Source organism: Janthinobacterium sp. PSPC3-1 (assembly GCF_049896105.1).
Taxonomy (GTDB): Bacteria; Pseudomonadota; Gammaproteobacteria; order Burkholderiales; family Burkholderiaceae_D; genus Janthinobacterium.
On record NZ_JAFCTQ010000055.1, the window covers coordinates 1 to 24,497 of the forward strand.

21 protein-coding genes are annotated in these 24,497 nt (G+C 63.8%); 3 read left to right on the forward strand and 18 right to left on the reverse strand.

Translation table 11 applies throughout. The annotated features are described in order from the left end of the window. Positions 1-201: 201 nt before the first annotated feature. Entirely contained in the window at positions 202-813 is a 612-nt protein-coding gene (locus ACP7B7_RS29580; RefSeq protein WP_426079072.1) for a TetR/AcrR family transcriptional regulator, read from the reverse strand. Positions 814-891: 78 nt separating this feature from the next. On the opposite strand from ACP7B7_RS29580, the gene ACP7B7_RS29585 reads away from it, so the two are divergent. Both ACP7B7_RS29585 and ACP7B7_RS29590 read left to right on the forward strand, forming a co-directional pair. After that, the gene (locus ACP7B7_RS29585; RefSeq protein WP_308922448.1) at positions 892-2,118 is read left to right on the forward strand and encodes a YbfB/YjiJ family MFS transporter; all 1,227 of its coding nucleotides are present in this window, start codon (positions 892-894) and stop codon (positions 2,116-2,118) included. Between the two features lie 23 nt (positions 2,119-2,141). After that, positions 2,142-3,440: a leucine-rich repeat-containing protein kinase family protein gene (locus ACP7B7_RS29590; protein ID WP_426079073.1), complete on the forward strand. Its 1,299-nt coding sequence runs from the start codon at positions 2,142-2,144 to the stop codon at positions 3,438-3,440. Positions 3,441-3,491: 51 nt separating this feature from the next. Here ACP7B7_RS29590 and ACP7B7_RS29595 read toward each other — a convergent pair whose 3' ends face one another. Next, the gene (locus ACP7B7_RS29595; protein ID WP_308922446.1) at positions 3,492-4,751 is read right to left on the reverse strand and encodes a nitronate monooxygenase; all 1,260 of its coding nucleotides are present in this window, start codon (positions 4,749-4,751) and stop codon (positions 3,492-3,494) included. 131 nt (positions 4,752-4,882) lie between these two features. Next, positions 4,883-5,368: a YajQ family cyclic di-GMP-binding protein gene (locus ACP7B7_RS29600; RefSeq protein ID WP_065306321.1), complete on the reverse strand. Its 486-nt coding sequence runs from the start codon at positions 5,366-5,368 to the stop codon at positions 4,883-4,885. Between the two features lie 177 nt (positions 5,369-5,545). Here ACP7B7_RS29600 and murB point away from each other — a divergent pair, with 177 nt between their 5' ends. Further along, a complete protein-coding gene (gene murB / locus ACP7B7_RS29605) occupies positions 5,546-6,574 on the forward strand; it encodes a UDP-N-acetylmuramate dehydrogenase (protein ID WP_426079074.1) in 1,029 nt (342 codons plus the stop codon). On the opposite strand, the gene ACP7B7_RS29610 is transcribed toward murB, so the two are convergent. The 15 genes from ACP7B7_RS29610 to ACP7B7_RS29680 form a co-directional block, all read right to left on the reverse strand. Beyond that, complete coding sequence (locus tag ACP7B7_RS29610; protein ID WP_426079075.1) at positions 6,575-6,895, reverse strand: pyrimidine/purine nucleoside phosphorylase; 321 nt, start codon at positions 6,893-6,895, stop codon at positions 6,575-6,577. Positions 6,896-6,939: 44 nt separating this feature from the next. Continuing rightward, positions 6,940-7,965 (reverse strand): diguanylate cyclase, encoded by a 1,026-nt coding sequence (locus ACP7B7_RS29615; protein WP_426079076.1) that lies wholly within the window; start codon positions 7,963-7,965, stop codon positions 6,940-6,942. Positions 7,966-7,996: 31 nt separating this feature from the next. Further along, positions 7,997-9,025 carry a chemotaxis-specific protein-glutamate methyltransferase CheB gene (gene cheB, locus ACP7B7_RS29620; RefSeq protein WP_426079077.1) on the reverse strand — a complete coding sequence of 343 codons (1,029 nt, stop codon included), beginning with the start codon at positions 9,023-9,025 and terminating at the stop codon, positions 7,997-7,999. Positions 9,026-9,035: 10 nt separating this feature from the next. Next, positions 9,036-11,396: a hybrid sensor histidine kinase/response regulator gene (locus ACP7B7_RS29625; RefSeq protein ID WP_426079078.1), complete on the reverse strand. Its 2,361-nt coding sequence runs from the start codon at positions 11,394-11,396 to the stop codon at positions 9,036-9,038. Continuing rightward, positions 11,393-12,094: a chemotaxis protein CheW gene (locus ACP7B7_RS29630; protein ID WP_426079079.1), complete on the reverse strand. Its 702-nt coding sequence runs from the start codon at positions 12,092-12,094 to the stop codon at positions 11,393-11,395. The genes ACP7B7_RS29625 and ACP7B7_RS29630 overlap by 4 nt, the downstream gene beginning before the upstream one ends. 18 nt (positions 12,095-12,112) lie before the next feature. Continuing rightward, positions 12,113-13,372, reverse strand: coding sequence for a CheR family methyltransferase (locus ACP7B7_RS29635; protein ID WP_308922439.1), 1,260 nt, complete (start codon positions 13,370-13,372; stop codon positions 12,113-12,115). Continuing rightward, a complete protein-coding gene (locus ACP7B7_RS29640) occupies positions 13,369-13,812 on the reverse strand; it encodes a chemotaxis protein CheW (protein WP_308922438.1) in 444 nt (147 codons plus the stop codon). The genes ACP7B7_RS29635 and ACP7B7_RS29640 overlap by 4 nt, the downstream gene beginning before the upstream one ends. A gap of 15 nt (positions 13,813-13,827) precedes the next feature. Then, positions 13,828-15,639, reverse strand: a complete 1,812-nt coding sequence (locus tag ACP7B7_RS29645; RefSeq protein WP_308922437.1) for a methyl-accepting chemotaxis protein — start codon at positions 15,637-15,639, stop codon at positions 13,828-13,830. A gap of 191 nt (positions 15,640-15,830) precedes the next feature. Further along, the gene (locus ACP7B7_RS29650; RefSeq protein ID WP_308922436.1) at positions 15,831-17,066 is read right to left on the reverse strand and encodes an argininosuccinate synthase; all 1,236 of its coding nucleotides are present in this window, start codon (positions 17,064-17,066) and stop codon (positions 15,831-15,833) included. A 45-nt stretch (positions 17,067-17,111) separates the two neighbouring features. Next, positions 17,112-18,032 carry an ornithine carbamoyltransferase gene (argF, locus tag ACP7B7_RS29655; RefSeq protein ID WP_308922435.1) on the reverse strand — a complete coding sequence of 307 codons (921 nt, stop codon included), beginning with the start codon at positions 18,030-18,032 and terminating at the stop codon, positions 17,112-17,114. Between the two features lie 242 nt (positions 18,033-18,274). After that, entirely contained in the window at positions 18,275-21,118 is a 2,844-nt protein-coding gene (locus tag ACP7B7_RS29660) for an ATP-binding protein (RefSeq protein ID WP_426079080.1), read from the reverse strand. A gap of 126 nt (positions 21,119-21,244) precedes the next feature. After that, positions 21,245-21,664, reverse strand: coding sequence for a hypothetical protein (locus ACP7B7_RS29665; RefSeq protein ID WP_308922433.1), 420 nt, complete (start codon positions 21,662-21,664; stop codon positions 21,245-21,247). 252 nt (positions 21,665-21,916) lie between these two features. After that, positions 21,917-22,822: a ribosome small subunit-dependent GTPase A gene (rsgA, locus tag ACP7B7_RS29670; RefSeq protein ID WP_308922432.1), complete on the reverse strand. Its 906-nt coding sequence runs from the start codon at positions 22,820-22,822 to the stop codon at positions 21,917-21,919. Then, a complete protein-coding gene (locus ACP7B7_RS29675; protein WP_308922431.1) occupies positions 22,819-23,184 on the reverse strand; it encodes a 4a-hydroxytetrahydrobiopterin dehydratase in 366 nt (121 codons plus the stop codon). The genes rsgA and ACP7B7_RS29675 overlap by 4 nt, the downstream gene beginning before the upstream one ends. Further along, positions 23,181-24,455 (reverse strand): M48 family metallopeptidase, encoded by a 1,275-nt coding sequence (locus ACP7B7_RS29680; RefSeq protein ID WP_308922430.1) that lies wholly within the window; start codon positions 24,453-24,455, stop codon positions 23,181-23,183. The genes ACP7B7_RS29675 and ACP7B7_RS29680 overlap by 4 nt, the downstream gene beginning before the upstream one ends. Positions 24,456-24,497 lie beyond the last annotated feature (42 nt).

Genomic DNA, 24,497 nt, shown 5'->3' on the forward strand with positions numbered 1-24,497 from the left:
TGAAACAACTTTGCGCCGATGATAGTGCTGCAACCAGTGTGAAAGTAGGTTATCGTCAGGCTTGTTATACGCAGTAAAAGAAAAACCCCGATCAGAAATGGTCGGGTTTTTTTTTCGTCTGGTGGTTTGTATTGTTAACCCCAAGCGAAGGGCTGGGGTCGGACGGGGATGCCGAGTTCCTGAGGGGCCGACCCCGGGTGTTCAAGGGTTTGGCTGAAACAACACCTTCACCAGCGAATCGGCCGTCGCCAGCAGCGCGGCCGGCGCATGGTAGATACGCTCCATCACCACGATTCCCCGCGTCAAGGTGGCCGCCAGGCGGGCTGCGTCGGCTGGTGGCAAGGTCAGGCGGGCACGCGCATCGGCCATCGCCAGGCGCGTCAACAGAATCTCTTCCAGTTCATCGAGCATGCCGCGCAAGGCGGTGCGCACCGGTTCATCCATGGCGGTTTCGTCGGTGGCGATTTTTGTCGTCAGGCAACCACGGGTGGACGTTTCCTGCGACGGTGCGACCGGCGGCACGGCCTCGGTCATGGTATTGATGGTGTACGCGAAAAAATCGTGCAGGGCGGTGGCCGGGTCGGCTGCCGCCAGTTGCAGGCGCGCCGCGTCGAGGAAGGTGCGCCGATAGCGTTCGAATACGCGCAAGAAAATGGCCTGCTTGTCGCCATAGGCGTTGTAGAGCGAGCCGCGCAGCACGCCCGTCGCCTGCGCCAGGTCCTGCATCGAGGTGGCGGCGTAGCCGCGTTCCCAGAAAACGCCGATGGCGCGATCGAGGGTCTGTTCTTCGTTGAATTGTTTTTTACCAGCCATATTGGAATTATGGGTATTCTTGACACCACTGTCAAGTTTGACTATTCTGTCAAACATGATCACTGACGAAAGACGTTCATGAGTGCAACATCCCCCATCGCCGACCAGGACAATACCGGCGCCAGCTTGCGCGCGATTGCCGCCGGCCTGTGCGCCAGCCTGGTCGGTATCGGCCTGGCCCGCTTTGCATATACGCCCCTGATCCCCTCGCTGATCGAAGCCCACTGGTTTTCGGTGGACGACGTGATTTACCTGGGCGCGGCCAATCTGCTCGGCTATCTGGCCGGCGCCTTGCTGGGCCGGCCGATGGCGCGGCGTCTCAGTGCGCATTTCATCCTGCGCGGCATGATGGTATTGGCCTCGCTGGCCTTTTTTGCCTGCGCGTTTCCTCTGTCGGTCAGCTGGTTTTTTATCTGGCGCTTTTTGTCGGGCCTGGCAGGCGGCAGCATCATGGTACTGGTCGCGTCGACCGTCTTGCCCCAGGTGCCGGTGCACCGCAGGGGGCTGGCGGGAGGGGCGATTTTTGTCGGCATCGGCTTCGGTGTCGCCGCCTCGGGCACCCTGGTGCCGCTGCTGATGCAACTGGGCCTGCGCGCCGCTTGGCTGGGATTGGGCAGCTTGTCGCTATTGCTGGCGATCATCAGCTGGACCTTCTGGCCGGCCACGCCGCCGACCGGCAAGCCGCTCCCCGCACAACATGGCGCCGCACAGCCGCCCGGCATGGCCCTGGCCCTGAATATCCTGTTCGTGCAATATGCCTTGATGGCCGTGGCCTTGGTGCCGATGATGGTGTTCCTGGTCGATTACGTGGCCCGTGGCTTGGGCTGGGGCGCGCATGAGGCGGCTGTTTTCTGGGTCATCTATGGACTGGGCGCGATTGCCGGCCCGATGCTGTATGGCGCGCTGGCCGACCGTATCGGCCCGGCCATGACCAGCCGCCTGGCACTGTTGCTGCAGGCGGTGGCGCTGGGTGTGATGATGGTATTGCAGCAACATGCGGTGCTGATGCTGGCGACCTTTGTCGTGGGAACTTTTCCTCCCGGCATCGTCCCCATCACCCTGGGCCGCTTGCATGAGCTGCTGCAGCATGACGCCGCCGCGCAAAATGCGGCCTGGAGCCGCGCCACCACCGTGTTTGCCCTGTTCCAGGCGCTGGCCGGCTATGGCTACTCCTGGATGTTTTCGCATAGCGGCGGCAATTACCATGTGTTGCTGGTCACGGCGGTCGGCGCGTTGGTGCTGGCCTTGCTGGCCGATGTGGCGCAAAAAATGCTGAGTGGAAAACGGGCGCCTGCTACACTTTGATTTTATCGATTTGAAAGCATGCCTTGTCCACTACTTTGGAACAATTGCGCGCCGGCCAGTTGGCCGGCGCGCAGCGTTTGAGCCTGTCCTGCGGCCTGACTTCGTTTCCGCCCGAGATCTATGATCTGGCCGATACCCTGGAAATCCTCGACCTGTCGGGTAACGCGCTGTCATCCCTGCCCGATGACCTGCCGCGCCTGCACAAGTTGCGTATCGTCTTTTGCTCCGATAACCTGTTCACATCTCTGCCGGTCGTGCTCGGTGCATGCCCTGAGCTGAGCATGATCGGTTTCAAGGCCAACCAGTTGCGCGAGATACCGGCTGCGGCGCTGCCGCCCAAGCTGCGCTGGCTGACCTTGACCGATAACGCCATCGACGTGTTGCCAGACGACATCGGCAATTGCACCCAGTTGCAAAAGCTGATGCTCGCTGGTAACCGCCTGACCTCCTTGCCGGCCTCGCTGGCGCGTTGCACGCGGCTGGAATTGCTGCGTATCTCCGCCAACCGCCTGCCGGCCTTGCCTGACTGGCTGCAGGAACTGCCGCGCCTGAGCTGGCTTGCCTGCGCCGGCAACCCGTTCAATGAGACGCGTGAAACGGCCGCCCTGGACGCCGCCGGCCTGGCGCATATAGCCTGGGAGCGCCTGCGGATCGGACGGCAGCTGGGCGAGGGCGCCTCGGGGGTGATTTCGCAGGCGACACTGGACGGCAAGCCGGTGGCCGTCAAGGTGTTCAAGGGCGCGATGACCAGCGATGGCTTGCCGCGCAGCGAAATGGCGGCCTGCGTCAGCGCCGGCGCGCATGCCGGCATGATCCCCATCCTCGGTACGGTAAGCGCTCACCCGCAAGGATCGCCGGGGCTGGTAATGCCGCTGATCGATCCGGCGTTTGTCAATCTGGCGGGACCGCCCAGCCTGGCATCCTGCACGCGCGACATGTACGACAGTGCCGTGCGTTTCAGCGAGCGGCAGGTGCTGGCGATTGCCCATGGCATCGCGTCGGCGGCGCAGCAACTGCATGCGCATGGCATTCTGCACGGCGACTTGTACGCGCACAATATCCTGCGCCACCCGGATGGACGTTGCCTGCTGGGCGACTTTGGCGGTGCCTCGCTGTTTGCTCCCGACGCGGCGATCGCGGCTGTACTGCAGGGTATCGAGGTGCGTGCCTTTGGCGTGCTGCTGGAGGAATTGCTGGATCGCTGCGATACGCCCTTGCCGGCGCTGCAGGCGTTGGCGAGTGCTTGCTTGCAGGAACAGCCCTTGCAGCGGCCCCGTTTCGCGCAACTGGAGCAGGCGCTGGCGGCAGTGCCGCTGGCATAAAAAATGGCGCAGCCCTCGCAGGCTGCGCCACTATTTTGAAGCCGAGCCTGGTCAGGCTGCGGTTTCTTTTTCCGGCAGGGCGATCTGGTTGTCGACGCTGAACTGATAGTCCTTGAAGACGTGTTCGGCCGACAGGATCTGGTATTCACCATTGTCGAGCTTGTGCGTGGTGTCCTTCAGGCGGTAGGTGTAATGGCCGCAGGTCCAGCAGTTGAAGTTGCGCATGTGCGTGCACAGGCAGGTCTTGTCCATCACCGACACGGTTTTCAGCTCGGGATGGGCCGCCACTTCGCGGTTGTACGAGTTGATGTAGGCGCAGTTGCCGGTCGCATCGAGCAAATAGCCGTACGATTCGCAGCCGGGACGGATGCCGGCGCCGATGGCCGGCGTGTTTTTCAGCATGCGCATCGGGTAGCCGGTCGGCGAGACGCCGTTGACGATGATGTCTTCTTCCGAGGCCTTGTAGTATTCCTGCTTGACCTTGTCCGGCAGGCCGCATTCGGTGGTGACGGTAAAGCGCGTGGCCACCTGCACGCCGGCCGCGCCCGCTTCGAGGAACGACACGGCATCGCTGCCCGTGAAAATGCCGCCAGCCGCGATCAGCGGAATGTCGAGCTGTTCCGCTTTCAGGTAGGCCAGCAATTCCGCCGTAATCGTGTGCAGGTCGTAATTGGCCCAGTCCATGCCGAACCCCAGGTGGCCGCCGGCCAGCGGGCCTTCGACGATGACGAAGTCGGGCAGGCGGTTCAGCTTGGCGTTCTTGCGCAGGAAAATCTGCAAGGCGCGCACCGACGAGACAATGATGCCCAGCTTGGCATCGCGGAAACGCGGGTGGTCGGCCATCAGCGCGAAGGAACCGAAGTGCAGGCCGGCCGACAGGGTGATGCCGTCGATGCCGGCGTCGAGCGCCGCGTTCAGGCGCACGCGCAAGGTTTCACGCGGGCCGTTCATGGTCAGCTTTTCCATGCAGTTGACGAAAATCAGGCCATCGCCTTTTTTCGCTTCCATGGTGGCGCCGATATGGCGGCGCTGCGCGTCGGCCAGGCGGCCCAGGTCGAACTGCACCACGGCCTTGTCGCTGTTATTGATATTGAATTTGTAGAGTTTCGTCTTGTCCTTGACGAAGGTGGTGTCGAAACGGCGATCCGACACGTCTTCCACCATGGCATCGGAGATATGGCCGATACCACCGAGCCGGGCCGCTTCCAGCGCCAGCTCCGACGTGGAAATATCCACGCCCATGCCGCCGATCATGATGGGCACATACTCTTTTTCGCCAAATCGCAGGCGGAAATCATCAACACGTTTCATTGCTATCCTTAGACTACCGTCGTTATTACTGTGCGCAAGCCCAATTCTACCCCAAGCGGGAAAGCGCTTCGGCGCGCGCACTTTGTTTAGGCGACGCGGCAACAGGGCCGCAAACGCAGGCCGGGCCGCGTTTAGTCGCGGAAATTATTAAATTCCAGCGGCATGTCCGGCACATCCTTGCGCAGCATGGCCATCGCCGCTTGCAGGTCGTCGCGCTTGGCGCCCGTGACGCGCACGGCTTCGCCCTGGATGCTCGCTTGCACTTTCATCTTGCTATCCTTGATGACGCGCACGATTTTTTTCGCATCATCCGTTTCGATGCCGTTCTTGATCTTGATGATCTGCTTGACCTTGTCGCCGCCGATCTTCTTGATGTCGCCCTCGTCGAGGAAACGGACATCGACCTTGCGCTTGGTCAGTTTGTTGGTCAGCACGTCGCGTACCTGGCTGAGCTGGAAATCGGAATCCGCAAACGCGGTCAGTTCATTTTCCTTGTGCTCGACGCGCGCGTCGCTGCCCTTGAAGTCGAAACGGGTCGAAATTTCCTTGTTGGCTTGTTCGACCGCGTTTTTCACTTCGATCATATCGGCTTCGGAAACTACATCAAATGACGGCATGGTCAGTCCTTTCGTGTTTGGAGCGGTGCGCGCCTGGCGCGCCGGGTGCCTGCTGTTGCAAGTGGCGTGGCCCTGTTAAAGATGCGACATTTTAACGGACAACGGCCTGCCTGCCCTTGTCTTGCGCTGGTTTTTTGTCGCATTCACTCTATAATCGAGCAAAATAAACGGTATCCCATGTCTCCAGAGCTCACCATCGAACACAATTATCCCCTGCAAGCGCTCAATACCTTCGGCATTACGGCCCAGGCCGCCGCCTATGTGCGCATCACTTCCACCTTGCAATTGCAAGCGGCCCTGCAAGATCCTGCGCTGGCCGGCATGCCGCGCCTGGTGCTGGGCGGCGGCAGCAATATCGTGCTGACCGGCGACTTTCCCGGCGCCGTGCTGCACATGGCGACGCGCGGCATGCGCCTGGCGCAAGCATCGTTCGACACCATTTTAGTCACGGCGGCGGCCGGCGAAAACTGGCACGCTTTCGTGCAGTGGACCCTGGCGCAGGGCGTGGGCGGGCTGGAAAACCTGTCGCTGATCCCGGGTACCGTGGGCGCGGCGCCGATCCAGAATATCGGCGCCTATGGCGTGGAAATCAAGGAGGTTCTCCACAGCGTCAGCGTGATGCACGCAGGCAGCGGCATCGTGTTCGACATGGACCGCGAGGCCTGCCGCTTCGGCTACCGCGACAGCATCTTCAAGCATGCCGACGGCGCTGAACTGATCGTGCTGGAAGTCACGTTCGCCCTGCCGGCGCAGTGGCAGCCGAATCTGCGCTATGCGGAACTGGCACAGGCCGTGGCGGAACAGCAACTGGCAAACCCAACGGCGCAGCAGGTGGCCGATACGGTGATCGCGATCCGCCGGCGCAAGCTGCCGGACCCGGCCGTGATCGGCAATGCCGGCAGTTTCTTCAAGAATCCGGTGGTGTCCAGAGAGCATTGCGCACAGTTGCTGGAACGCTATCCGGCGCTGGTGCACCATGCGCAGCCGGACGGCACCGAAAAGCTGGCGGCGGGCTGGCTGATCGATCAGTGCGGCTGGAAGGGGAAAAACCTGGGGCCCGCGGGAGTGTATCCCAGGCAGGCGCTGGTCCTGGTCAATAACGGCGGCGCTCGTGGCGCGGACATTACCGGGTTGGCCGAGGCGATCCGCAAGGATGTCGAGGCGAAGTATGGGGTAGTGCTGTCGCCGGAGCCGGTGTTCGTCTAATCAACCAAAATGGCAGACGTAGTCGACGGTCTCTAAAGTTTCAATATCGAAATAGCTGTTGCCCGGGATGCTGAATTGCTGGCCCGCGCCATAGCTGGTCCAGTCGCTGGCGTCGGCCAGGCGTACCTTGCACAGGCCGCCGACAATTTCCATGATTTCCGGCGCGCCCGTGTTGAAGCGCAGCGAGGACGCGAAAATCACGCCCACGCTTTTCTTGGTGCCATCGGCGAAGATGACATTGTGCGAGATGCACTTGCCATCAAAATAGATGTTCGATTTCTTGACGACGCTGACATTGTCCAGTTGTGCGCTGTTGCTCATGCTTGTGCTTGCCTTCTCGGTGGTTGAAAAATCGCGGTTAACAATCAGGTGGTGGTGTCTTCGGCCTTCAGCACGCTGTTGCGCCCGCTGCGCTTGACGGCGTACAGTGCCTGGTCGGCACGGTTGATCAGTTGCTCGACGGTCGACTGTGGCGACGGCACCACGCTGGCCACGCCGATCGACACCGTGACGATGCCCAGCGCGGCGACCGGATGCTCGATCTGCAGGCTTTCCAGGTGGCGCCGGCACGCTTCGGCGATCAGCATGGCGCCCTCGACGTCCGTTTCCGGCAGCACCAGCGCGAATTCCTCGCCGCCGTAGCGGGCCGCCAGGTCGGCCGGGCGCTTCAGGTGTTCGGTCAGCACGGCCGCCACTTTTTTCAGGCACAGGTCGCCCGCCAGGTGGCCGAACTGGTCGTTATAGGATTTGAACAGGTCGATATCGCAGAACAGCAGGCTCAGCGGCGCCTTGTCGCGCTGGCCCCGCTGCCATTCGATCTGCAGGGTTTCATCGAAGCGGCGGCGGTTGGCGATGCCCGTCAGGCCGTCCAGGGCCGCCAGTTTCTGCAGCTCAATATTGGCTTCGGCCAGGTTTTTCTGGCTTTCGCGCAGGAAGCGGAAGGCCTGGTCGCGCTGCAGGCGGCTGATATGGGCGTTCGAATGGTAGCGTATGCGCGCCAGCAATTCCAGCTTGTCGGGCAGCTTGACGACATAATCGTTGGCGCCCACGGCAAAGCTGTAGGCCTTCAGTTTCGGATCATCCCTGGCCGACAGCACGATCACCGGCACGTGCGCCAGCGCCTCGTGTTCGCGGTACTGCTTGATCAGCGCGAAACCGTCGGTTCCCGGCAGCACCAGGTCTTGCAGGATCACCGTCGGCTGCATGCGCACGGCCGTCTCCAGCGCCAGTTCGGCATCGGTCACGTAATGAAACTCGATATCCTGCTGGTCGCCCATCATGCGCCGGATCGCTTCCGCGATGATCAATTGATCGTCCACCAGCAGGACGCTGACCTTGAATTCTGTCAGGGCGGTATCGGGAGGCAGGAAGCGGGATGAAAATTCAGGCATTGCAGTCTTTTCAAAGGTTGGGGAAGGGCGATTACCCATGATGGAGTTTGGCGCCCAGTCGATTGCGCAAGCTTGCGCCTATCTTGTCGAGCGGCAGGATCTGCTGCGCCGCATCGAGTTCGGCCGCCGCGCGCGGCATGCCGTAGACCGCACTGCTGGCCTGGTCCTGCGCGATGGTCGTCTTGCCGGCGAGACGCATGGCCAGCAAGCCATCGCCACCATCGCGGCCCATGCCCGTCAGCAAGATGCCGACCGCATCGCCACGCCAGTGCCGCGCCACGCAATGAAAAAACACATCGACCGAAGGCCGGTAGACATAGTCGCGTGGTGCTGCATCGTAACGCAAACGATAATTTTGATCCAGCAACAGGTGATCATTGGTCTTGGCGACCAGCACCGTGCCGGCCACCAGTTCGTCGCCTTCGCCGATCACGCGCACCGGCATGCTCAGCTGGTCGTCCAGCCATTTGGCGAAATGCGAGGCAAACGTTTCGTCGATATGCTGCACCACCACGATGGCGCAGCCGGGCGGCGGCGTCCAATCCGACAGCACCCTGGCCACGGCCGACGGGCCGCCGGTCGACGCGCCGATCGCCACCAGGGTCTGCACCTGGCCATCGCCGCGCTCGCCAACCGGGTTCTGGCGTGGCGGTGGCGCGGTGTCACCGCTGTGGCGTATCAGCTTGCCGATGGTCTTGATCTTGGCCAGCAATTCGCTGTCGCCGCCCACCTTGCCCTGCAGCACAGGGGTGGCGGTGACGTCGAGCGCGCCGGCGCCCAGCGCGCGGAACACGTGGTTGACATTGTCCTGCGGGCGGCCGGTCACCACCAGGATGGCGCACGGGCTTTGCTCCATGATCTGGCGCGTCGCTTCCACGCCGTCCATTTCCGGCATGTTCAGGTCCATCAGGATCAGGTCGGGCCGGTTGCCCTCGCACATGCGGACCGCTTCGAGGCCGGTGCGGGCGATCCACAGCACCTGGTGTTCCTGTGTGCTGGCGACCACGCGCCGCAGCGCCTCGGCCGCCATCGCCACGTCATTGACGATGGCTATTTTCATGTGTTCGATCTCATAAGCGGGCGTCTCCTATCAGGTCGGCCACCGCGTCGAGCAGGGTCTCGTCGTGGAAGCTGCCCTTGGTCAGGTAATAATCGGCGCCGGCGGACAGGCCGCGCGCGCGGTCCTCCGGGCGGTCCTTGTATGACACGATCATCACCGGCAGTTTGTGCAGGTGCAAATCCTTCTTGACCAGCGAGACCAGTTCGATGCCGTCCATGCGCGGCATGTCGACGTCGGTGATCACCAGGTCGTATTCGCCGCTGCGCACCATGTTCCAGCCGTCGATGCCGTCGATCGCCACGTCGACCGCGAAGCCGCGCCCCAACAGCAGCTTGCGTTCCATTTCGCGCACCGTCAGCGAATCGTCGACCACCAGGATGCGCTTGGCGCGCCGCTGCTGCACCGGGCCGCCCTGCGCCAGCTGGTGCAGGCCGCCTTCGTGCAGCAGCTTGTCGATCGACAGCAGCAGGTCGGGCACGTCGAGGATCAGCACCGGTTCGCCGTCATCGAGCAGGGCGGCGGCGGAAATGTCGCGCATCTTGCCGAAGATCGGATCGATCGCCTGCACCGCCAGGCTCTGCTCGCCGCGTATCGCCCCCACCACCATCGCATAGCTTTGCTTGCCGCGGCCGATCACCACCACCGGCAGGTCGTCGCCGTTGGTGTCGGCCTCGCCCAGTTCGAGTACCTGGGCCGCCGACACCAGCCCCAGGTGCTCGCCCTTGAGCTCGAAAAACTGCTTGTTTTCCAGCGTGTGGATGGCCGTTTGCGGCACCCGCACCACGCTTTCCACCTTGACGATGGGAATCGCGTAAGCCTGGCCCTGGATTTCGATCACCAGCGCGCGCACGATCGATTGCGTCAGCGGCAGGGTGATCAGGGCGCGAAAGCCGCGGCCCGGCTCCGATTCCAGGCGCACCGTGCCGTTTTGCTGGCGGATGGTTTCATGCACGATGTCCAGGCCCACGCCGCGTCCCGACAATTCATTCGCCTTCTCTTTCAGGCTGAAGGCGGGCAGGAACAGGAATTCCAGCAACTCTCCGGTCGACAGCGCCGCCGCCATGGCCGGGCTGGCCATCTTGCGGGTGATCACCGACTGGCGGATTTTTTCCAGGTCGACGCCGCGCCCGTCGTCGCTGATCTCGATGCTCAGCATGCCGGCGCGGTGGCGCGCCTCCATGCGGATGGTGCCCAGCGCCGGTTTGCCCGCATCGATGCGTTCGTACGGGCCTTCCATGCCATGGTCGATGGCGTTGCGCAGCATGTGATTCAGCGGACTTTCGATCTTCGCCAGGATATCGCGGTCGACCAGGGTGTCTTCGCCCTCGATCTCGAGCTGCACTTCCTTGCCCAGGCCGCGCGCCAGGTCGCGCACCATGCGCGGAAAGGCGTGGATGCCGTCGCGGAAAGGGCGCATGCGCAGCGCCAGCACTTCGTCGACCATGCCTTGCGAGACGGCCAGCAGGCGCCGCTCGTAGTTCTCGATGTCGGCGATATGCTCCAGCACGAACTGCTTGAGCGGCTGGGTCTTTTGCAGCGCCAGCAAGGATTTTTCCATCAGGCCGGCGTCGCCCGAGCGGGCGATCGCCTCGTGCAACTGCTCGATGGCGGATACCAGGCTGCTCTGGTTGCGCTTGAAGCGCTGCAGCGCGCCGATAAACGGATGCATCTGGTGCGCATTGATGCGCGATTCGCTGGCCAGCGACAGCAATCGGTCGAAGTTCTGCGCCGGCGCCTTGGCGCCGGGGGCGGCGCTGGCGCGCGGCGCAGTGGCAATGGCCGGCGCCTCCGCCGGCGTTTCACGCGGCGGGGCCGAGCCGAGCAGGGCGGCCATCTCGCTGGCCAGCGCCGCCTGGATATCGTCGGGCAGGCCGGACAGCGAAGGGGCCGCCGGCGCCGGCATCCTGGGTGCGGACGGCGCGGAGGGCAGCGGCGGCAGGGCCGGCAATTCCGGCAGCTCGGCGATGCCGGCAATCGCCTTCAGCGTCTGGTCGATCTGCGCCGCATTGGTGGCCAGCCACGCTTCGGCGCCGGCGTCGTCCAGGCGCGACAGCTGCACGATCAGGTCCACGCCGGACAGCAGCACGTCGACCCGTTCCGGCGTCAGTTTCAACTGGCCATGCTGGGCGGCGACAAAGCTGTCCTCCATGCCGTGCGCCAGCTGCACCACCACCTGCAGGCCGACGATGGCGGCCGCGCCCTTGATCGAATGCGCCGCGCGCATCATCGGTTCGATGGCGGCGGCGTCGCCCGCGTGGCGCTCCACGGTCAGCAGACCGTCGGTGAGGATTTGCGTCTGGCTGTCCGCCTCCATGCGGAACAGGTCCAGCATGGAAAAGGCGCTCAGGTCGCCGTGCTGGTCCTGGCTCATCGTAATAGTCTCGCAAGTTGGAAGCCGATCAGCGCCGTGTCCAGGCAGCCGATGCGCATCTCGTTTTCGGTGATCACGCCCAGCAGAAAGCGCGACAGGCCCTTGTTGATGGTGGCGGCCGGCGTTTGCAGCGCGCTGCCGGCGTAGCGCACGATGCCGTGCAAGTCGGCCACCGGCAGCGCGAACGACTGGTCCTCCCAGCGCATCAGCAGCAGGCGCGCAAACGTGTGGCGGCCCTTGGCCGCCGGCGCGCCCTGTTCATCGATGCCCAGCAGGCTGGCCAGCGACATGCAGGGATACAGCTTGCCGCCGATATTGACGATGCCGAGCAAGCCGCGTCCGCTGCGGTGCGGCAGCACGTGCGGCGTGGCTTGCGGCGCGACCGAATCGAAGATGCGCGTGGGCAGCGCCAGCCATTCGCGGCCGATGCGAAACACCAGCACCGAACTGTCCCTGGCGTCGCCCTCGGCCTGGCGCGCGCGGAAATGGCCGGCCCAGTCCTGGCGGTATTGCGCGTCGACCGGGCGCTGCAGGTTGCGCTGGGCGGCGTCGGCATACACCTCGCAGTTGCGGCAATGGATATTGGCCGGCAGCTTGTCGCAGCTCTGGTCGCCGACCACGCCGATCTGGTTCCAGCAATCGCTGATGGCGTCGCGCAGCGCGGTCGCGGGAGTGCTGATCACGGGAGGGCTGGTCATGGTCGTGTCTTCCGCATGTTAGTGGCTCGCGCTGGCCTGGCGGCGCTGGTAGATGCGCGCCGCGCGCGACTTGAGCGTGGTGGCGGCCGTGTGGTTGCCATTGCGCTCGGCCAGCAGCGCCAAATGGCACAGCGCTTCGTAATGGTCGGGCTGCAGGTAGATGCAGCGGCGCCAGTAGTCGTCGGCCAGGTCCATCTTGCCGGCCAGTTCGTTGATCAGGCCCAGCAGATAATACGCCTCGGCCGCCTCGGGCGCGCGCGCCAGGTGCGCATGGCATTTATCTCCGGCTTCGCGCAGCAGGCCGCGGTCGGCCAGGCTGCGCGCCTCGGCCAGCAGATCGGCCGCCGGCGCGGCAACGGGCGCCGCTGCGGACGCCGGGCGAGGATGCGCAGGCACGGCACGGGCTGGCGCGGGAGTGGCGGGCGGCAAGGGCGGCACGCTGCGCAGCACCGGTTTTTTTACCACCGGCAGCGGCGCCGGCGCCGCTGCCGGATTGACGGCCGCAGGCTTGCCATCGTCCTTTTTCAGCGCAAACGCCTGGCGGTACTGCAGCGGCGCAAAGCCGTTCTGGCAGAACGACGGTACTTCGGCATAGCCGGCCAGCAGCATGCCGTCGTCGGTCAGCAGCGCCGACAGCTTGGCGATCGCCGCACGCGTGGTGGGCTTGTCGAAATAGATCAGCAGGTTGCGGCAAAAGATCACGTCGTAGTGCTTGTCCAGTGCCTCGGTATCGAACTGCAGCAGATTGCCCTGCCTGAACGTCACTTGGGTGCGCAGCGCGTCGATCAGGCGGTAGGCGTCGTCGGCCACATGCGTGAAATAGCGCTCGCGAAAGGCCACGTCCTGGGCGCGAAAGGCGTTGCGGCCATACACGCCGGCCTGCGCGCGTTCGATGCAGGCCGGGCTCAGGTCATAGGCGTCGATGCTGAAGGCCTGCTTCGGCAGGTTGGCGTCGCGCAGCGCCATCGCCATCGAATACGGCTCCTCGCCGCCGGCGCACGGAATCGAGGCGATGCGCGTGATGCGGCGGCGCGACCAGCGCTCGCGCACCAGGTCGACGGTGGCGTAAAACGCCTGCGGATCGCGGAACAGCCATGATTCGGGCACCACCACCAGTTCCACCAGCTGCGTCATTTCCTCGGCCGTGATAGTGGCCAGGTAAGCGTCGCTGTCGTCCTGGCCGGTGCGTTCCATGCGCTGGCGCACGGCCCGCTCCGCCATCGATTTCGAGACGGTCAGGCCGGTGGCGCGGCGCAGCAGCGTTTGTGCAGGCGTCATGAGGCGCCGCCTGGCTGGAACAGCAGCGCGCGCACTTCGGCCGGCAACAGGTGTTCGAGTTCGATCAGCTGCAGCATGCCATCGGCGTCGCTGGCCACCTGGCCCAGGAACGGTGCGGTGGCCACGCCACTGTCGCCCAGCTGTTCCTGATGGACATCGGCGATGCCGCGCACGCGCGAGGCCATCAGCCCCAGCGCGTGGCTTTTGCCATCGGGCGCGCGGTAGTCGACGACCACGATGCGGGTGTCGAATTGCAAGGGAGCCGGCGCCAGGCCGGCCAGGCGCGACAGGTCGATCACCGGCACCGGAGTGCCATGCAGGTCCATCAGCCCGGCCACGTAATCGGGCGTGAGCGGCAGCTGCTTGAGTTCCAGCAGCGGCAGTACGCGCACGATGGCCGTCAGGCGCAAGCCGTAGCGGTCATCTCCGATGTGAAACACCAGCACTTTCATGGCTTAGACGGCGACGGCAAAGTTCGACACGCTCGACTGCAGGTCGCCCGCCGCATATTGCAGCTGGTGCACCGCTTCGCTGGTCGCTTTCAGGGACTCCACCGTCTGCTGGGTGGCGTCGTTCAGCTGCATCATGGTGTCGGAAATCTGCGAGGCGCCGATCGCCTGCGACTGCATGCCCTGCAGCACGGCGTCGAACTGCGGCGCGAGTTTTTGCACCTGGTCCATCACGCCCGACAGCTGGTCGGTGACCTGGCGCACTTCGCCCACGCTGCGGCGTATCTCTTCCGAAAACTTGTCCATGCCCATCACGCTGGCCGACACGGCCGACTGCATTTCCTTGAGCATCTGTTCGATATCCCAGGTCGACACCGAGGTCTGGTCGGCCAGGCGGCGGATCTCGGTGGCGACCACCGAGAAGCCGCGGCCCGCTTCGCCCGCTTTTTCCGCCTCGATGGCGGCGTTCAGCGACAAGATATTCGTCTGGTCGGCCACCTTGGTAATGGTGATCAGCACGCTGTTGATATTGCTGGCTTTTTCCGACAGGGCGGCCAGCTTGGCATTGATGGAATCGGTGGCCGAGACCATGTGCTGCATGGTCGAGTCCATGCGCTTGAGGTTGTTCTGCGCTTCGGCGGTGGCGTTGGTCGTGTAGTCGGCCACGGCGGTGGCGTCTTCCATGGTTTTCAGCAACTGGCTGGTATTGGCCGAGATTTCCTTGGTGGTGCTGAGGATCTCGACGCTGGTTTGCGCCTGCTCGATGCCGGTCGCTTCCTGCTGGCGCGCCGAGGCGGCGATTTCGGTGGCCGAGGTGGTCACCTGGATGCCGGCCTTCTGCACATTGTTGAGCAGGCTGCGCAGGTTTTCGAACATCTTCGCCAGGCCGTTGCCCAGCTGGCCGATGGCGTCGCTGCCGGTGATGCTGACCTTGCCCGTCAGGTCGCCCGAGGCCGCTTTCGACACCACTTCCAGCAGCGAATCGACCTTGGCGCGCAAGCTGTTGGTGGCGGCCAGCTCATTGGCCTGGTTGTCCTGGATGGTTTGCGCCATGCGGTTGAATTCTTCCGTCACCTGGCCCAGCTCGTCGCGCGACAGGATCACGGCGCGCGCGCTCTGCTCGCCGCCGGCGATGCGGCCGACCGCGTCGGTCAGGTTGTTCAGCGGCCCCAGGATGGCGCGGCCCAGCAGGTAGGCGATGCCCAGCGCCAGCACGATGCACAGCAGGCCGCCCAGCGCCAGGGTCAGCATCATGGTTTCCTGCAGCCGTGCCGAGGTGGCGGTGCGCTCGGCCAGCAGCGTGGTTTCGTTGGCGGCCGCCTCGTCGAGCAGCTTGTTGGCCTGCACCACGGCCGGGTAGCCATTGGCCGGCATGCTGCGCGCCACGGTTTCGGTGGCGCCCGGCGCATTGCCCAGCGCGCGGCGTTTCTCGATTTGCGGGTTGATCCAGTCCTTGACCCAGGTGGTGGTCAATTGGTCAATCTTGCGAAAACGCTCAGCCTGCGGCTTGTTGTCGACCGTCATGGCGATCGCTTTTTGCGTATGCTGGGTCAGCACGGCCATCTCGTCGGTTTCCGGATTGAGCGAGGCTTCATTGCCGGTCAGTATGTAGCCGCGCGCCTCGACCTGGATCTGCAGGATGGAATTGTGGATCTTGTTGATCTCGCTGAGCACCTCCATCGTGTGGCGGTCCCACTGATTCGCTTCGGACAAGCGCGAAAAACTGTTATAGGCCACGGCCAGCAGGATCAGGATGATCGCCACGATGGAGCCGAAGCCCAGGTACAGTTTATTCTTGATGCTCAGGTCTTTGAACATGGGGGCTCCGGTTCGATAAGGTCAGCTTGCTTGTACTTCATTGCATTCCAGCATTTTGCCACGCGGGCGCACACAATGGGGCGTTCTGGCATGCCTGCGTGGCGGCAACTGGCAGGGAATTGACTGCCGAGTGCGTTCCAGATACAAAAAAACCGCCCGAAGGCGGTTTTGGCGAGCGAAACAGGCCCGGATTACTTCTGGCCGCGCTTTTCTTTCGCGATGGCGGCGATGCGCATGCGCAAGGCGTTCAGCTTGATGAAGCCGCCCGCGTCGGCCTGGTTGTAGGCGCCGCCGTCTTCGTCGAAGGTGGCGATATTCATGTCGAACAGCGAGTCGGTCTTCGAATCGCGCGAGACGACAATCACATTGCCCTTGTACAGCTTGATGCGTACCCAGCCGTTGACGGTCTGCTGCGTATGGTCGATCAGGGTCTGCAGCGCGACGCGCTCGGGCGCCCACCAGTAGCCGTTGTAGATCATCGACGCGTAGCGCGGCATCAGGTCGTCTTTCAGGTGGGCCACTTCGCGGTCCAGGGTGATCGATTCGATGGCGCGGTGGGCTTTGAGCATGATGGTGCCGCCCGGGGTTTCGTAGCAGCCGCGCGACTTCATGCCGACGTAGCGGTTTTCCACCAGGTCCAGGCGTCCCACGCCATGCTTGCCGCCAACCTTGTTCAGTTCGGCCAGCACGGTGGCCGGCGACATGCGCACGCCGTTGATGGCGACGATGTCGCCCTGCTCGTATTCGATGTCCAGGTATTCCGCTTCGTCCGGGGCGTTTTCCGGGCTGACGGTCCAGCGCCACATGGTTTCTTCGGCTTCGGCGCTCGGGTTTTCCAGGTGGCGGCCTTCAAAGCTGATGTGCAGCAAGTTGGCGTCCATCGAGTACGGCGCGCCGCCGTTCTTATGCTTCATGTCGATCTCGATGCCGGCCTCTTCCGCGTATTTCAGCAGTTTTTCGCGCGACAGCAGGTCCCATTCACGCCATGGGGCAATGATCTTCACGCCCGGTTTCAGCGCGTAGGCGCCCAGTTCGAAACGCACCTGGTCGTTGCCCTTGCCGGTGGCGCCGTGCGAGATGGCGTCGGCGCCGGTGGCGTTGGCGATTTCGATCAGGCGCTTGGCGATCAATGGACGGGCGATCGAGGTGCCCAGCAGGTATTCGCCTTCGTAGACGGTATTGGCGCGGAACATCGGGAACACGAAATCGCGCACGAATTCTTCGCGCACGTCTTCGATATGGATGTTTTCCGGCTTGATGCCGAATTTGATCGCCTTGGCGCGTGCCGGTTCCAGCTCTTCGCCCTGGCCCAGGTCGGCCGTGAAGGTGACGATTTCGCACTGGTAGTTATCTTGCAGCCATTTCAGGATGACGGAGGTGTCGAGTCCGCCGGAATAGGCCAGGACCACTTTTTTAATGTCGCTCATAATGCTTCCAGTTGTCGTTGAGGTGTTTGTTTCGGTACTGCTGTTTTATGCGATTTTGCCCAGCAACAGATATTCGATCAGCGCTTTTTGCACGTGCAGGCGGTTTTCCGCCTCGTCCCACACCACCGATTGCGGGCCGTCGATCACTTCGGCGGCCACTTCCTCGCCACGGTGGGCGGGCAGGCAGTGCATGAACAGCGCGTCGGGCGCGGCGCGGGCCATCTTGGCGCCGTCGACGATCCAGCCGTCGAAGGCGGCGATCCGGGCCGCGTTTTCCGCTTCGTAGCCCATGCTGGTCCACACGTCGGTGTTGACCAGGTGTGCGCCTTCGCAGGCGTCGGACGGGTTGTCAAAGAACGTGTAGCGTTCCGTTTTGACTTGCGCCAGGTCGATGTCATAGCCTTTTGGGGTCGACACGTTGACGTGGAAACCGAACACTTCGGCCGCCTGCAGCCAGGAGTACAGCATGTTGTTGGCGTCGCCGATCCAGGCGACCACCTTGCCGGTGATCGAGCCGCGGTGTTCGATATAGGTGAAGATGTCGGCGAATACCTGGCAAGGGTGGTGTTCATTGGTCAGGCCATTGATCACCGGCACGCGCGAATTGGCGGCGAAACGCTCGATGATTTCCTGGCCGAAGGTGCGCACCATGATGATGTCGCACATGCGCGACATGACTTGGCCGGCGTCTTCCACCGGTTCGCCGCGGCCCAGCTGCGAGTCGCGCGTGTTGAGGTAGATGGCGGCGCCGCCCAGCTGATGCATGCCGGCCTCGAACGAGAGGCGGGTGCGGGTCGAGTTCTTCTCGAACACCATCACCAGGGTGCGGTCGATCAGGGGGTGGTAGATCTCGTAGTTCTTGAACTTGCGTTTGATCAGGTGGGCGCGTTCGATCACATAGTCGTACTCTTCCAATGTGAAATCGGAGAACTGGAGGTAGTGCTTGATCGGTTTTTTTGTCGACATAAATGACCACTAGAAGATGCGCAGGCCGCCGGCGGCGTGCCTTTCCCGCCGGCCTGCCTCCGTGTCGATGACACTGTACGGAGGGCGCTGCTGCCCGGCGCGCTGCTGTGTGCGGTTTGCCATGTTGTAAATAATGCAATGGCGGCTACGTCAGCCGTTCAATTATAAGGGTTTTGCTTTTAGATTGGAAAGACCGGCCACGCCACGCTCGGCGGGCCACGCTGGCCGCGCCACGCCGGCCTTCAATAGATGGCCGGCGGCGTGGCGCCATCGAATTGCGGCGCCACCAGTGGCAGGTCGAGGGTAAAACGGCTGCCGGCGGGGCTGCTGGCCACCTGGATCGTGCCGCCCAGCAAGGCCGTGACGATGTTGTAACTGATCGACAAGCCCAGTCCGCTGCCGCCCTGGCCCAGCCTGGTGGTAAAGAAAGGGTCGAAGATGCGCGACAGATGCTGCTCGGCGATGCCGCCGCCGTTGTCCTCGAACACGATACGCACCCGTGTCTCGCTGGCGCTGGCCTGCAGGCGCATCAGGCCGCCGCCAGGCTGGCTGCCGGGTTCGCCAAACGCATGCACCAGGGCGTTGTTGATCAGATTGGTGATCACCTGGCCCAGCGGGCCCGGATAGCTGTCCATGCCGATGCCGAATGCGATCTCGGTGTCGATCCGGTGGCCTGAACTGCGGATGCGGTTCATCACGGTGGCGATGATTTCATGGCTGACCTGCAGCAAGTCGAACGGGCGGCGCTGCTCGGTGGTGCGGTCGACGGCCACCTGCTTGAAGCTGTTGACCAGGTCGGCCGCGCTGTGCAGGCCCCGCATCACCAGCGCGGACGCCTTGCCGGCGTCGTCGATATAGGCGGCCAGGTCCGAGCGGCGCAGGCCGGGGCCGTTCATCAGGCGCGCCACGTCGTCCGTCTTTTGCTGCATGGTGCTGGCGATCAGCAGGCTGTTGCCGATCGGCGTGTTCAGTTCATGCGCCACGCCCGCCATCAGCGCGCCCAGGGCCGCCAGTTTTTCCTGCGACACCAGTTGCGCCTGCGCATCCTGCAGCTGGCGATAGGCATTGGCGTTGTCGAGCGCAATCGCGCCATACGCGCACAGGGTGCGAAAGATCAGCCGTTCGCGCTCGCCATAGGCGTGCGCATGGCAGGCTTGCACCGTCATCACGCCAAGGATGCGCTCGCCGACCATCAGTGGCACGTACAGCACGCTCTGGTTGTGCTGGGTGCCGGGCACGGTGTAGGCGTGGCGCCCGGAGGGGACTTGCGCGATATACACTTCGCTGCGGTTGGTCAGGCAGCGCACCGAATAGGCGCGCGGATTCGACAGCGGAATCGCATTGTGCGGCAGCGGCAGGCCGGCCTCCATGCCGTGCGCGCGGCGCAGCGCCGTGCCGGCCGCGTCGAGCATGTAGACGGCGAAGGTATTGACGGGCAACAAGGCGTGCACATGGCGGTCGAGCACCTGGAACACGGCGCCGGCGTCGAGATGGGTGGTGATTTCCTGGCCGATGGCCGATAGCCGTTCCAGCGTGTCGCTGGTCTGCTGCAGGATTGCCGCACGGCGCGCTTCGGAGGCCGCAAGTGCTCGGTGATGATCGCCCTGCGAGCGGGCATGTTCGGTCTGGTGACGCACCTGCATGGCGATGGCCCGGTTGGTGGCCTGCTGCGTATGGCTGCGCTCGCGCGCGGCGCCCGCGTCGAGCGCGATATCGTAGGCCCGCGCATGGTCGCCCGCATGGGCATACTCGCGCGCCAGCGCATCGAGCAGCTCGCCCGGCGGCGCGTAGCCGTCGATTGTCGTCGCCACCTGCAGCGCCTGCTGCAGATAGTGCAGCGCCGGATTCGGCTCGGCCATGCCGGTTGGTGCCGGCAGGTCGTGGCGCGCATGCAGCATGGCCAGCACGCGCAGCGCCGCCATCTGGTTGACGGCGTCGCCGCGCGCGCTGGCCAGCTGCAGCGCGCGTTCGGCGGCCAGCAGCGCGTCGTCGGGACGGTCCAGGTAGGACAGGGCGTGGGCGCTGCCGCGCTGGGCCTTGCCGCGGAAATCGGCCTGGTCCAGCGCCTCGGCGCGCTGTGCCAGGCGGCTGAAGGCGTCGAGCGCCATGTCGTAGTCGCCCTGGTCCAGGCTCAGCTCGCCGAGATAGAACAGCGCATTGGCATAGCTGCGCGCGCCCGATACGGGGGCCAGCACGGCCAGCGCCTCGCGCAGCAGTTCGCCGGCCGCGTCCAGGCGGCCCAGCTTGCGCATGGTTTCGGCCGTATGCGTCTGGCAGGCGCCGATGCTGCGCGGCCACAGGGTAGGGCGCGCCAGGTCCAGTGCGCACTGCATCCATTCGAGCGCGGCCTGGTGGTCGTTCAGATGGCTGAAGCAGTCGCCGATATTGATGGCGGCCGTGATGGCCGGACGCAACTGTCCGCTGGCCAGCGCCGCTTCATAGGCTTGCATGTAGTGGCCCACGGCCGCGCCCAGGTCGTGCGACACGAAGGCCATGCCGCCGCGAAAATCGTGGACCCAGGCCGCCAGCGGCAGCGGCAGCGGCAGTGGCGCGTCGCCGAAGTGGTCGCGCCAGCGCGCCTGCGCCGCCGGCCCATCGCGCAGCACGGCCCAGCGCGCGGTGGCGGCATCGGCCAGGCTGGCGCGCATGGCGTCGCCGGCGCGACGTGCCAGGTCCGACGCCGTCTGCAGTTGGTCGCTGTTGCGTACATGGTCGCCGCGGTCGACCGCGATCGAGGCGAGCAGCCAGTGCGCATCAAAGCATGCCGCGCCTTCACCATGCGTGCACAGCAAGGCATGCGTGGCCTGGGCCAGTGCTTCGGCCTCGTCCAGCGCGCCATGCAGCCACTGCACTTCGGCCCGCACCAGCTGCAATCGCGCCATCACCAGTTGCTGCGCCGCCGGGCTCAGGCCCGATTGCGGCAGCAGCCGGCGCGCCTCTTCGGCCAGCGCCAGCGCGCGTGTGCAGTCGCGCTGGCGCAGATGCCAGCACAGCTGCAGCAGCACGGGCAGGCGCGCCGCGCCGTCCAGCGACGGCAGGGCAGTTGCCCATTGCGCCAGCTCAGCATCGAGCGCGAACATTTCCATCCGAACACCTCCACCGTGGCCAGGACGATGGCCTGCGGTCCATCACGCCCTGGGCCTTACCGGTGGCATTGTAAGCTGCAATCGCGTGCTTTTGTTCGGCTGAAAAGACAGATATTGCGGCGCCGCTCAGCGTGCCGCGTAGTGCACGGTGTCGAGCTTGTCGCCGGCGCGGGCGACGGCGCCCGGCAGCTGCTGCAGGCCGGTGATGGCGATCACGTCGGCATTGTCGCGAAATTCCAGGCGCGTGCCGCTGGCCGTTTCAAATACGCCAGGCGAGCGGCCGAACAGTTCCACTTCAGGCTGGCCCTTGATCTGCGTGAAATAGCGGTTAACCTGCTGGCGCAGCGCCAGCGTGTCGCCCGTATCGAGCCGGTAGGTGCTGCCGTACTGGGAAAATTCCTGGGGTGCCAGCTTGTAGGCCTTGCCCGACGATACCTTGACGGTATCCTGTTCGCCCAACTCCAGTGCGCTGGCGCTGAAACCGGACAGGCCGAGGATGGCAACGACGGCACCGAGGGCGAGGGTGCGCGGGAAGGAAGTTTTCATGTTTTCACCTTGTGATCGAAAATGCGGATGGGAGTGGGACCAGTGGTGTCTCCGGCAGCCACGCTGGCAGGGACAGTGCCAAGGTAGCAAGCGCAGTGCATGAAAACCAGTTGAAGGCGACGAAATGCCGGATTGGCGCGATGAAATGCAGAAATCCGAGGTTGAACGGTTTTGGAAGTAAATCCGGAAAGCAGGCTCGACAGCGAAATTAAATTTCGCCAGCCGAGTCGTGAGGAGGGGGAAATTCGAAAATCAGTACAGTGTCTGCGCCGACTCATGCAGCAACTGGCCATACAGGGTGTGGCGCATCTTCGCGATCTTGCCTGCGGCCACGGCGTCCAGGATGGCGCATTGCGGCTCGATCAGGTGGCGGCAGTTGTAGAACTTGCAGCCGCCCAGGTAGGGCTGGAATTCGCGGAAAGCGCGCTCCAGCATGCCTTCGCTCAGGTGATACAGGCCGAATTCCTGGAAGCCCGGCGAATCGATGATGGAGCTGTGCTGGCCCAGTTCCGGCAAGGTGTACAAACGGGTAAAGGTGGTCGTGTGCTTGCCGGTGTCGAGCGCGGCCGAAATTTCGCGCACGGCGATATCGGCGTCCGGCACCAGCAGGTTGATCAGCGAGGACTTGCCCATGCCCGACTGGCCGATCAGGATCGACGACTGGCCCGCCAGCAGCGGCGACAGCGTCGCCACCGCATGTTCCGGTTCGGCGCGGGCCGACACTTCATCGACCGGGTAGCCCATCGAGGAATACGGCAGCAGGCGTTCGCGGGCGCGCTCCAGCGACGCCGTCACATCGGTCTTGTTGAGGATGATGCGCGCCTCGATGCCGGCCGCGTCGGCCGCCACCAGCGAGCGCGAGATCAGGTCGTCTGCAAAGCCGGGTTCGGTCGCCACCACGATGAACAGCTGGGTCAGGTTGGCGGCCAGCAGTTTCGATTTGTACTGGTCCGAGCGGTACAGCAGGGTCTTGCGTTCTTCGATGCGGTCGATCACGGCCTGGTCGTTCGAGGTGCGCGTCAGGTGCACGATATCGCCGACGGCCACATTGGTCTTCTTGCCGCGCGTGACGCATTGCAGCTTGGCGCCCTCGACGTCGGCCAGGTAGTGGCGGCCATGGGCGGCGATGATGATGCCGGTCAGCTTGGCATCGCTCATTTTTCCACCTGTCGGCCGGCGTAAATGGCATCGGCCCTGGCGGCGCAGATGAAGTCGTTTTCCGACAGGCCGCCAGCGCCCTGGTTGACCGAGTGCGTGTCGTAGCGCACGGCGCAGGTTTTGTAAGTGATGATGAGCTCCGGGTGATGATCTTGGGTATGGGTCATATAAGCCAGGGCGTTGACGAACGCCAGGGTCTGGTAATAATTCTTGAAGTCGTAACTGCGGCACAGCTTGCCTTCCTGCAGCGTCCATTCCGGCAGCAGCGGCAGCAGGGCGGCAATGCCGGCCTCGCTCAGGGCGTGCTGCAGCGGGGCGCAAGTTTGCAGGGTCAGTTCTTCGAAGGTGTGTGGCAGGTTCATGCGGTTGCCCCTTTCAGGTGGCGGATGCGGACGCTGGCCGGCGGGTGCGAATCGTAAAAGGCCGAGTGCAGCGGGTCGGGTGTCAGGGTCGAGGCATTGTCTTCGTACATTTTCACCAGCGCCGACACCAAGTCGTCCGCCTGCGTATGCCGGGCGGCAAAGGCATCGGCCTCGAATTCATGCTTGCGCGAGCTGAGCGAAGCCAAGGGGCCCAGCAGGAAAGTAAATACCGGCAGCACCAGCATGAACAGCAGCAGGGCGATGGCGTCCGTCGGCTGGCCGGTCAGCGCCAGCGCCATCGGATCGATGCCCAGGCCCGCATAGAACCAGGGCTGGGTCTTCAGATAGCCCAGCAGCGCAAGGAAACCCAGCGAGACGGCGAACATCATGGCGATGCGCTTGACGATATGCTTGAGCTTGAAATGGCCCAGTTCGTGCGCCAGCACCGCTTCGATTTCATGCGGCGCCAGGCGCGACAGCAGGGTGTCGAAAAACACGATGCGTTTATTCGCGCCAAAGCCCGAAAAATACGCGTTGCCGTGGGCGCTGCGCTTCGAGCCATCCATCACGAACAGGCCTTTCGAGGCGAAACCGACGCGCTGCATCAGGCCTTCGATGCGGCTTTTCAGCGATTCGTCGGCCAGCGGCGTGAATTTGTTGAACAGCGGCGCGATCACGGTCGGATAGAGCACCATCATCAGCAACTGAAAGCCGCTCCATACGCACCAGGCGTAGAACCACCACAGGGCGCCGGACTTGTCCATCAGCGCCAGCACCACCCACAGCAGCGGCAGGCCGATCACGGCGCCCAGGCCCATGCCCTTGAGCATATCCATGAAAAACAGGCCGCGGCGCATGGTGTTGAAGCCGAAGCGCTGTTCCAGCACGAACTGGCGGTAGTAGTCGAACGGCAGGTCGACCAGCCCCGAGATGGCGACAAAGGCGACGATCAGGCCGATCTGGTAGGACATCCCCGGCCCCGTCAGTTCCTGCAGGTGCAGCGCCAGCCATTGCAGGCCGCCGAGCAGGGTAAACGCGACCAGCACGGCCGATTCGACCAGCAGGGTCAGCAAGCCGAACTTGGTCCTGGCCACCGTGTAGTCGGCCGCCTTCTGGTGTGCGGCGAGGGCGATTTTTTCGGCAAATTCGGCCGGTACACGGGCGCGGTTGGCCAGCACGTGGCGGATCTGCCGCGAGGCGAGCCAGAAGCGCACCAGCAGGGTCAAAACAAGGATGGAAACAAACAAAATCGAAAACGCGAGTGAATACATTCTGTGCCTGTGAGAAAATGGCTGATTATTCAGTTGATTAGG

What these genes read in the sequence shown, in the direction of transcription:
- ACP7B7_RS29650 (WP_308922436.1), bottom strand. Translation starts at nt 17,066, where the DNA reads ATGAGCGACATTAAAAAAGTGGTCCTGGCCTATTCCGGCGGACTCGAC.
- ACP7B7_RS29625 (WP_426079078.1), bottom strand. Translation starts at nt 11,396, where the DNA reads ATGAGCCAGGACCAGCACGGCGACCTGAGCGCCTTTTCCATGCTGGAC.
- ACP7B7_RS29675 (WP_308922431.1), bottom strand. Translation starts at nt 23,184, where the DNA reads ATGAACCTGCCACACACCTTCGAAGAACTGACCCTGCAAACTTGCGCC.
- ACP7B7_RS29585 (WP_308922448.1), top strand. Translation starts at nt 892, where the DNA reads ATGAGTGCAACATCCCCCATCGCCGACCAGGACAATACCGGCGCCAGC.
- ACP7B7_RS29610 (WP_426079075.1), bottom strand. Translation starts at nt 6,895, where the DNA reads ATGAGCAACAGCGCACAACTGGACAATGTCAGCGTCGTCAAGAAATCG.
- ACP7B7_RS29630 (WP_426079079.1), bottom strand. Translation starts at nt 12,094, where the DNA reads ATGACCAGCCCTCCCGTGATCAGCACTCCCGCGACCGCGCTGCGCGAC.
- ACP7B7_RS29680 (WP_308922430.1), bottom strand. Translation starts at nt 24,455, where the DNA reads ATGTATTCACTCGCGTTTTCGATTTTGTTTGTTTCCATCCTTGTTTTG.
- ACP7B7_RS29635 (WP_308922439.1), bottom strand. Translation starts at nt 13,372, where the DNA reads ATGACGCCTGCACAAACGCTGCTGCGCCGCGCCACCGGCCTGACCGTC.
- argF (WP_308922435.1), bottom strand. Translation starts at nt 18,032, where the DNA reads ATGTCGACAAAAAAACCGATCAAGCACTACCTCCAGTTCTCCGATTTC.
- ACP7B7_RS29580 (WP_426079072.1), bottom strand. Translation starts at nt 813, where the DNA reads ATGGCTGGTAAAAAACAATTCAACGAAGAACAGACCCTCGATCGCGCC.
- ACP7B7_RS29660 (WP_426079080.1), bottom strand. Translation starts at nt 21,118, where the DNA reads ATGGAAATGTTCGCGCTCGATGCTGAGCTGGCGCAATGGGCAACTGCC.
- ACP7B7_RS29600 (WP_065306321.1), bottom strand. Translation starts at nt 5,368, where the DNA reads ATGCCGTCATTTGATGTAGTTTCCGAAGCCGATATGATCGAAGTGAAA.
- ACP7B7_RS29665 (WP_308922433.1), bottom strand. Translation starts at nt 21,664, where the DNA reads ATGAAAACTTCCTTCCCGCGCACCCTCGCCCTCGGTGCCGTCGTTGCC.
- ACP7B7_RS29645 (WP_308922437.1), bottom strand. Translation starts at nt 15,639, where the DNA reads ATGTTCAAAGACCTGAGCATCAAGAATAAACTGTACCTGGGCTTCGGC.
- cheB (WP_426079077.1), bottom strand. Translation starts at nt 9,025, where the DNA reads ATGAAAATAGCCATCGTCAATGACGTGGCGATGGCGGCCGAGGCGCTG.
- rsgA (WP_308922432.1), bottom strand. Translation starts at nt 22,822, where the DNA reads ATGAGCGATGCCAAGCTGACCGGCATCATCATCGCCGCCCATGGCCGC.
- ACP7B7_RS29595 (WP_308922446.1), bottom strand. Translation starts at nt 4,751, where the DNA reads ATGAAACGTGTTGATGATTTCCGCCTGCGATTTGGCGAAAAAGAGTAT.
- murB (WP_426079074.1), top strand. Translation starts at nt 5,546, where the DNA reads ATGTCTCCAGAGCTCACCATCGAACACAATTATCCCCTGCAAGCGCTC.
- ACP7B7_RS29615 (WP_426079076.1), bottom strand. Translation starts at nt 7,965, where the DNA reads ATGCCTGAATTTTCATCCCGCTTCCTGCCTCCCGATACCGCCCTGACA.